The organism is Pseudomonas sp. HMWF006, from assembly GCF_003061205.1.
GTDB lineage: Bacteria > Pseudomonadota > Gammaproteobacteria > Pseudomonadales > Pseudomonadaceae > Aquipseudomonas > Aquipseudomonas monsensis.
In genome coordinates, this window is sequence record NZ_QAIU01000210.1 from 8,130 (window position 1) to 10,458 (window position 2,329).

Sequence of the window (2,329 nt, forward strand, 5' to 3'; positions counted from 1 at the left end):
ATCTCAAGCTGCACCTGGAGCAACTGGAGGCCGGCAGCGGCAACAGCCTGACCGAACTGGAAGACCTGCGGGCACTGATCGACAACCTGCAAGCGGCGATCGCCCTGACCAATTCCACCTGGAGCCGCGGCAAAGGCCAGGAACTGGTGCCGGGTTATCGAGAGTTTCTCGACAAGGTGCACAAAAGCATCTTGCTTGGCCCTGCCGTCGAGCAGCAACTGGAGGCCCAGGCGAGCAAGTTGCAGCAGAGTTTCCGCGATCAGTGGATCGCCCAGGTCGGCTCGCGCGGCAACTTGCTGATCCAGCAGGGCAGTGGGCAACTGGCATTGCAGGAACATGTGGTCAAACTCGACAACGCGGTGCAGGCGCTGTTCAAACGTGACTTCGTTTCGGTCGCTCTGCGCGCCAGTCAGGACAGCACCAATCTGCGAGGTCAGACCGTGGATGGCGATGACCTCAACACCTCGTTGAACTACTTCTCCAGTTACAAGAGTTACATCGCCGAAGAACTGCCGCGCATTCCGCCGGCTTATCGTGAAGCCTTGCTGCAAACCGCCGAAAGTGCTGCCGCGCAGGCGATGTGGCTGAGCCTCAAGGATCACGACGATCAAATGCATCCTTATGCGGTGTTCAATGTACAGGCCGAGCAGGCGATGGCGTTGCAAAAGGCCTTTGTCGAAGTGCATCGCAACGATCTTGCTGCGCGGCTGCAAGGCGCTCTCAATCGTCGGGCACTGGCGCAAATCGTTGGCGGTCTGGATGAAATCACCGCGCAACCGCTGTTTGGCGGGCGCACCGAAATCAGCCAGTGGGACGGCTCGAAAAACCTCGGCCTGCAACTCTATGGCGCCAACGATGTGCAGGACTTGAAGCTGAGCCTCAAGCAGCAGTTCAACACCATGCTCGGCATCACCGAACGGCGCACGTCGGCATTGCAGTGGTTGATGGCCCAACAGGGCAATCTGTCGGCGCTGGATTACGAGCGGGTCACCCAGTTCAGCGCACTCAATGACGAATTGCTCAAGTACAAGGAGGCGAACCCGGCGAGTTCACCGGCGCAGATCGAGCAACTGGTCAGCCGCGATTTCATCGAGATGGACACCGCCTCCTGCGTGCAGGTCCTGCAGACCGCCAACCTTGCTGCTGGCCGCGGGACCCTGGCGATGCGTGCGGTGGAATTGCAGCAGTCGGCCATGCAGCGTTGCCAGTACCTGCAACAACAGCAGGCTGCGGCGGCGTGGAATGAACTGGCCAATTACTTCAATCAGTACCTGGCCGATCGCTTCCCCTTCGCCAACGGCGTGCAGGCGCAGGATGCCGACCCGGCGCGGGTCCAGCATTTTCTCGAGATCATCGACAAACGCCTGCCGGTGGCCCAGGCCGGGCTGGTGCTGAGCCAGACTCCCGAACGCCAGGCGGCAGAAGACTTCCTCAACCGCTTGAAGCAGGCCAGCACGTGGCTGACGCCGCTGTTCGTGCGCGACAAGAGTGGCATTCTCGGCGTTGAACTTGATGTGCGCTGGCGTACCGATCGCGAGGACGAAAAGGGCGCCGATCAGGTGATTGCCTGGGGTCTGCTCGCTGGCAGTCAGCAGATCAACTATCCCGCCGCCGAGCAACCGAACCTGCGCTGGATGGTCGGCCAGCCTGTTCGCCTGACCCTGCGTTGGGCGCGCAACGGCAAGGAACGTCCAGTCAACGATCCGCTGCAACCGAACCTGGTGGTGCGCGATCTGGAAGCCGGTTGGGAATACGGCGGGCCGTGGTCGTTGCTGCGCATGATGCGTGCGCACTTCTCTGTGCAGCGTCAGCCGAGCATGGATTACACCGATTTTCCATTGACCTTGCGCCTGCCGGTGACGGCCTCGACAGACAGCGTCACCAGCGAATTCACGCGGATGTACGTGCGGCTGTCGCTGATGAGTCAGGGCTCGAAACTGCCGCTGGCGATTGCGCCGCTGCCGACCCGCGCACCGCGTTCACCGTTCCAGTTCACCGGCACCACGGCCGCCATTGAAACGCAGAAGGAGGGCCTGTGAGCCTGCCATTAACCCAATTGCCGGACTTGATTGATCAGTTGCTCGCACCGATCAGCGCCGAAGCGCCGTGTGGCGTCGATTTGCGTTATGAACGCGAGTTTGATCAGTTGCGTGATCTGCGTCGCGAGGATGATGCGAGCTTGCCGACCGGGGTCTGGCAGTCGACGCTGAAGCGGGCGAATTGGCCGGAAGTGGAGAAACTCACGACGACGTTATTGCTGGAACGCAGCAAGGACCTGATGCTCAGTGCCTGGCTGGGCGAGGCGTGGCTGCACCTGCAAGCGCTGGAT

1 protein-coding gene and 1 pseudogene are annotated in these 2,329 nt (G+C 61.1%); both read left to right on the top strand.

The window, feature by feature from the left end; translation table 11 throughout:
- A pseudogene (locus DBR24_RS31725) lies at positions 1-2,039 on the top strand (type VI secretion system protein ImpL); the annotation flags it as partial.
- Positions 2,036-2,329: type VI secretion system ImpA family N-terminal domain-containing protein (locus tag DBR24_RS08265; protein WP_177490480.1), on the top strand; the 294-nt coding region annotated here is incomplete at its 3' end. The pseudogene DBR24_RS31725 and the gene DBR24_RS08265, both read left to right, overlap by 4 nt.